Annotated in this window: 6 protein-coding genes; 2 read left to right on the top strand and 4 right to left on the bottom strand. The window is 72.6% G+C overall.

Features of this window, described 5'->3' with window-relative positions; translation table 11 throughout:
* Positions 1 to 30: 30 nt before the first annotated feature.
* From ACFU5G_RS28530 to ACFU5G_RS28520, 3 genes are all read right to left on the bottom strand, one after another.
* A complete protein-coding gene (locus tag ACFU5G_RS28530; protein WP_377252264.1) occupies positions 31 to 1,527 on the bottom strand; it encodes a mannitol dehydrogenase family protein in 1,497 nt (498 codons plus the stop codon).
* Between the two features lie 105 nt (positions 1,528 to 1,632).
* Entirely contained in the window at positions 1,633 to 1,989 is a 357-nt protein-coding gene (locus ACFU5G_RS28525; RefSeq protein ID WP_377252262.1) for a hypothetical protein, read from the bottom strand.
* A gap of 36 nt (positions 1,990 to 2,025) precedes the next feature.
* Positions 2,026 to 2,895 (bottom strand): SDR family NAD(P)-dependent oxidoreductase, encoded by an 870-nt coding sequence (locus ACFU5G_RS28520; protein ID WP_377252266.1) that lies wholly within the window; start codon positions 2,893 to 2,895, stop codon positions 2,026 to 2,028.
* Between the two features lie 77 nt (positions 2,896 to 2,972).
* On the opposite strand from ACFU5G_RS28520, the gene ACFU5G_RS28515 reads away from it, so the two are divergent.
* The gene (locus tag ACFU5G_RS28515) at positions 2,973 to 3,668 is read left to right on the top strand and encodes a TetR family transcriptional regulator (protein ID WP_377252260.1); all 696 of its coding nucleotides are present in this window, start codon (positions 2,973 to 2,975) and stop codon (positions 3,666 to 3,668) included.
* Between the two features lies 1 nt (position 3,669).
* Here the strand turns inward: ACFU5G_RS28515 and ACFU5G_RS28510 are convergent, their stop codons facing one another.
* The gene (locus ACFU5G_RS28510) at positions 3,670 to 4,620 is read right to left on the bottom strand and encodes a helix-turn-helix transcriptional regulator (RefSeq protein WP_377252258.1); all 951 of its coding nucleotides are present in this window, start codon (positions 4,618 to 4,620) and stop codon (positions 3,670 to 3,672) included.
* Positions 4,621 to 4,723: 103 nt separating this feature from the next.
* Between ACFU5G_RS28510 and ACFU5G_RS28505 the strand changes: the two genes are divergently transcribed.
* A complete protein-coding gene (locus ACFU5G_RS28505) occupies positions 4,724 to 5,869 on the top strand; it encodes an epoxide hydrolase family protein (RefSeq protein ID WP_377252256.1) in 1,146 nt (381 codons plus the stop codon).
* The last annotated feature ends 83 nt before the right edge of the window (positions 5,870 to 5,952 follow it).

The raw sequence follows: 5,952 nt of genomic DNA, 5'->3' as shown, positions 1-5,952 counted from the left end.
GGTCTCGACAAGCTCGACCAGCGGGGTGGGTCAGCCCCGGGCGACCAGGGCCTCGACCGTGGCGCGGGCGCCCCGTTCGTGCAGGGACGCCAGCGCCGCCGAGTACTCGGCGGTGAACCGCTCGTCGTCGACCAGGTCGCCGAAGACCTCGCGGTCGCGCAGGAACGCGAGCGGGTCCTCGCGCTGGGCGAGCGCGGCGGCGTGCAGCCGGTCGGCCAGCCGGTCCACGATCTCGATGGGCTCACCGGCCTCGTCCGCGCCCTCGTCGTACCGGGCCCAGGACGCGACCACGAGCGCGGCGTGCTCGATCGGCCCGCCCGTGGCCAGGTGGTGCCGCACCACGGGCAGCAGCCACTTCGGGATGCGGTCGGAGGACTCGGCGCACAGCCGCGCGAGCGTGTCCGCCACGTGCGGGTTGGCGAACCGCTCGATCAGGGTGTGCTTGTAGGCGTCCAGGTCGATGCCCGGCACCGGCTCCAGCGTGGGCGTGCCCTCGCGGTCCATGTAACCGAGCAGGAACCGGGCGAACACGTCCTGCCCGGCCACCTCGTGCGCGTACCGGTGCCCGGACAGGTAGCCGACGTAGCACAGGGCCTGGTGGCTGGCGTTGAGCAGGCGCAGCTTCATCAGCTCGTACGGCTCGACGTCGGACACCACCTGCACGCCGGCGTCCTCGAACGGGGGACGCCCGGCGGGGAAGCTGTCCTCCAGCGCCCACTGCTCGAACGGCTCGGCCACCACGGGCCAGGCGTCGTCGACGCCGAAGCGCTCGGCGACCATGGTGCGGTCGGCGTCCGTGGTGACCGGCGTGATGCGGTCGACCATGGAGCTCGGGAACGCGACGTTCTCCTCGATCCAGGCCGCCAGGTCGGTGTCCTTGGCCCGGGCGAACGTGGTGAACGCCCGCTGGGCGACCTCGCCGTTGCCCTGGATGTTGTCGCAGCTCATCACGGTGAACGGCGGCACGCCCCGGTCCCGCCGGCGGCGCAGGGCCTCGGTGACCAGCCCGAACGTCGTCGCCGGGACGGCGCCGTCGGCCAGGTCGGCGGCGACCGCCGGGTCGGCCAGGTCGAACTCGCCGGTCACGTGGTGGATGTTGTACCCGCCCTCGGTGACGGTCAGCGAGACGATCCGGACCTCGGGCGAGGCCATCTTCTCCAGCACCGCCTCCGGGTCGTCGGGGGCGAGCAGGTACTCCTTGATCGACCCGATCACGCGCGCCTCCAGGCGCCCGTCCGGGTGCTTGAGCACCAGGGTGTACAGGCCGTCCTGGGCGGCGAGCGCGTCGCGCATGCGGGCGTCGCCCGGCAGCACCCCGACGCCGCAGACCGCCCAGTCCAGTGCCTTGCCCTCGGCCATCAGCCGGTCGAGGTACATCGCCTGGTGCGCGCGGTGGAAGCCGCCCACGCCGAGATGGACGATCCCGGTGGTCAGCCGGGACCGGTCATAGGTGGGAACCGTGAGGTCCGCGCCGCTGGGCGCGGACGCCACCAGGCCGCCCACGGTCTCCTCGTCGAGTGCCGTCATCGTGCTCCTCCGCCGCCCTTCCGACTCCGTTGAACAGCCGTCAGGCTAACAGATGAGCACGACGCGCCTCACAGATGAGCAAGCGAGCGGTCCGGCCCCGTCGGGCTACGCGTCGAGGACGAGCCAGGTGACACCGTCGGCCGGATCCCGGGTTCCTCGACGGGCGCCACCGGTCAGGTACTCCTCGGCGATCGCCTGCACGACCGCGTACATGACCCACTCCTCGACGGTCGCGGGATCCCAGGTCGTCCAGAGCGGGTCGTCGGCGTCACGAGGGATCGGGACGCGTGCGCCGAAGGGGCCGCCGACGTCGGCCGGGCGGCCCGAGCCGCCCGAGCCGCCCGCGAACGTCACGCGGAGCGTGTCGCCCGCGATCTCGGCGCCGAGCAACCCCAGCTCACGACCTGTCGGCGTGGTGGCGAAGGCCCTGCGCACCTCGTCGAGCAGCGTTGCGGCGTCCACGATCACATCCTGGGTCCCGGCGACGAGGTCGGCACGTCAGCCGCGGACCTCCGCCTCGCCCGCGACGACGGCCGGGAGCTCCGCCGGGAACGGCTCGCCGAAGTCGGCCGAGCGGCTCACCGCGCTCCAGCGCTGGTCCGACTCCAGGAGTCGGCGGTCCTGCGCCACGGACATCTCGGTGGCGTTCACACCGAGCGGCAGGTTGTCGGGCAGGTCGTCGCGCGAGGCCAGCGCGACGAGGATCTGGGCGGCCCGCGCCGGGTCGCCCGCCGCGCCCGCGCCGGCCTGGCGCATGCGGGCGTTCATGGCGCCCACGGTCGACTCGTACCCGGCGGGGGCGTCGTGCACGGTCATGGACGCGCCGGCCCAGTCGGTGCGGAACCCGCTCGGCTCGACGACGAGCACCTTGACGCCGAACGGCGCCGTCTCGACGCGGAGCACGCGGCTGAAGCCGTCGATGGCGAACTTCGCTGCCTGGTAGGACGCGATGCCCGGCGAGCCGCCGACCCGGCCGCCCACCGAGGAGAACTGGATCACGAGGCCGCCGCCCTGCTGCCGCAGCAGCGGGATCGCTGCCTTGGACACGTTGTAGACGCCCCAGAAGTTGGTCTCGAACTGGGTGCGGACGTCGGCGTCGTCCGCCGTCTCGATCGGGGCCACGTTGGCGTAGCCGGCGTTGTTGACGATGACGTCGACGCGCCCGAACCGGGCGGCGGCCTCGGCCAGCGCGGCGCGGGCGCCGTCCTGGTCGGTCACGTCGAGGCGGAGCGGGAGGATCCGCTCGCCGTACTCGGCGACGAGGTCGTCGAGCTGTTCGGGACGGCGCGCCGTGGCGGCGACCCGGTCGCCGGCGGCGAGCGCGGCGAGGACGAGGGAACGGCCGAAGCCGCGGGACGAGCCGGTGATGAACTATGTCTTCTGCATGTCGTTTATAAAACACCGTTGCTCTAACTTACGCAACCCCGTTGCGCTAACATGTGAGCATGACGACTCCCGACTTCCAGCGCGCCCGCTCCCCCGAGGCCAAGCTGCTCCGCGAGGCCGCCATCCTGGACGCCGCCCGCCGGCTCGGCTCCGAGCGCGGCATCCGGGAGGTGACGCTGACCGACATCGCGTCCGCCGTGGACATGCACAAGTCCGCGATGCTGCGGTACTTCGAGACCCGCGAGGAGATCTTCCTGCGACTCACCGCCGAGGGCTGGCAGGACTGGGCACCGGCCCTCGCCGCCCGGGTCCGCACCATCGCGCGACCGGACGCCGACGGCGCCGCCGTAGACGCCTTGGACGCCGCAGACATCGCTGACGCCGTCGCCGCCACGTTCGCCTCGACCCTCGCGGAGCGCGGGATGTTCTGCGACCTGCTCGCGCAGACGCCGCTGAACCTCGAACGGAACGTGTCGGTGGAGAAGGTGCGGGAGTTCAAGCTGGTCACACGCGACGGCCTGGGCCAGATCGTCCCGGCGGTCCGCGCCGCGCTGCCCGCCCTGACGGAGCAGGACGGCGTCGACCTGGTCGCGGCCGCCACCTCGATGGCCGGCACCTTCCACCAGATCGCAACGCCCGGCCCGGAGGTCGCCGCGCTCTACCGCTCCGACCCGCGGCTCGCGCACGCTCTGGTGGAGGTCGAGCCCCGCCTGGCCCGGATCCTCGGGGCGATGCTGCGGGGCATGCTCGGGTAGGTCAGCCCGACGCCGCCGCCGCGTACCGCCGGGACAGCACGTTCAGGTGGTCCACCAGGCCCGGCGGCCCGGTGACCGTGAAGTCGAGGCCCAGCATGCCGATCCACACGGCCACCGTCTCGATGCTGTCCCCGCCGGTGACCAGCAGGCAGGACGTGTCGTCCCGCGGCTCCACCGTGCCCACGGCCGGGTTGATGCGGTCGAGCACCTCGTGCGCCGGGGCGTGCACGACGATCCGCGTGTGCACCGCCCAGCCCGTCCGGGCCACCTCGCGCACCACGAACTCGGTCAGGTCGAACGGCGGCTCGACGGGCGTGAAGCGGCGTCCGCCGGGCCGGCGCAGCTCCAGCCAGTCCACGCGGAACGGCTGCCACCGCCCCGAGCCGACGTCCCGCCCCACGAGGTACCAGCGGCGCTGCCACGCCACGAGCCGGACCGGCTCCACCTCCCGCGGCTCTTCGCGGAACCAGAGGCGCAGCCCCTGGTGGTCGCGGATCGCCGCGGCCAGCTCGGTGAGCAGTGCCGGGTCGACGACGGGGTCCTCGACGTTGCTGTCGGTGTTCACCGGCCCGGCCTCCGTCGCGTCGCGCAGCGCGGCGACCTGGTGCCGCAGCCGGTCCGGCAGCACCTGCTCCAGCTTGCCCAGCGCGCGGGCGCTGGACTCCTCGATGCCCGCGACGGTGTTCGCGGCCCGCAGCCCGACCGCGATGGCGACCGCCTCCTCGTCGTCGAGCACCAGCGGGGGCAGCTTGCCGCCCACCCCCAGCCGGTAGCGGCCGCCGGGGCCGCGCACCGAGTCCACCGGGTAGCCGAGGTCCCGCAGGCGGGCGACGTCGTTGCGCACCGTGCGGTCGGTGACGTCGAGCCGCGCCGCGAGCTCCGGCCCGGCCCACTCGGCCCGCGACTGGAGCAGGCCCAGGAGGGCGAGCAGCCGCCCCGCCGTCGTCGTCATCGTGGCTCCTCTTCGACACCTGGTTCGACATCTGAAAAAAGATCGGGAACCCGTTCAGAATAGAGGAAAGAACCGTTCCTGAACCGCTCGTAGTGTCGGAGACATGAACACCAACGACACCAGCATCCGCCCCTTCCGCATCGACGTCCCCCAGGCCGACCTCGACGACCTGAACGACCGCCTCGCCCGCACCCGCTTCGCCCCGGCCGCGCCCGGCGACTCCTGGGACTACGGCACGCCGGAGTCCTACCTGCGCGAGTCGGTCGAGCAGTGGCGCGACGGCTTCGACTGGCGCGCGGTCGAGGAGCGCGTCAACGCCTTCCCGCAGTTCCTCACCGACATCGACGGCCAGACCGTCCACTTCCTGCACGTCCGCTCGGCCGAGCCCGGCGCGCGGCCGCTGCTCCTGACCCACACCTACCCGGGCTCGGTGCTCGACTTCCTCGACATGATCGGCCCGCTCACCGACCCCGTCCCGCACGGCGGCCGCGCCGAGGACGCCTTCGACGTCGTCGTCCCGTCCATCCCCGGCTTCGGGTTCAGCACCCCGCTGAGCGAGCCGGCCGACGGCGGCACCTGGACCATGGCCCGCGTCGCCCGCACCTGGGACACCCTGATGCGCCGGCTCGGCTACGAGTCCTACGGCACCCACGGCAGCGACGCCGGCGCCATGATCGGCCGCGAGCTGGCGGTCCTCGACCCCGAGGGCTTCCAGGGCGCGCACCTGCTCCAGCTCTTCTCGTTCCCGTCGGGCGCCGACGGCGAGATGGACGGGTTCGGCCCCAAGGAGTTCGCGGCGCTGGAGCACCTGCAGTGGTTCCAGAGCGTGGGCGCGTACAACACGATGAACGGCTCCCGGCCGCAGACCGTGGCCGCGGCGCTCAGCGACTCGCCGGTCGGGCAGCTCGCCTACAACGAGCTGTTCGAGAGCTTCGGCAACGGCACCAGCCTGGTCTCCCGCGAGCAGGTCCTGGCGCAGGTCACCCTGTACTGGCTGACCAACACGTCGGCCACCTCGACCCGGTACCACTACACCGAGGCGCGGTCCGGCGCGGAGCCGGTGGTGAGCCAGGGCCGGATCGGCGTCGCCGTCTTCGCCGACGACTTCAAGACCATCCGGGCCTTCGCCGAGCGGGACAACGCCAACATCCAGCACTGGGCCGAGTTCCCGACGGGCGGCCACTACGCGGCGATGGAGGTCCCGGACGTTCTGGTCGGTGACATCCGCACGTTCTTCGCCCAGCCCTGACCCACCCCTGAACGAGCGGAACCCCGCTGGTCGAGCCAGGAACCCGCTGGTCGAGCTTGTCGAGACCCAGGTCTCGACAAGCT

The organism is Promicromonospora sp. NPDC057488 (genome assembly GCF_042802395.1).
Classification (GTDB): domain Bacteria; phylum Actinomycetota; class Actinomycetes; order Actinomycetales; family Cellulomonadaceae; genus Promicromonospora.
The sequence above is the reverse complement of the archived record's forward strand: the minus strand, read 5'-3'. Positions and strand labels throughout refer to the sequence as shown.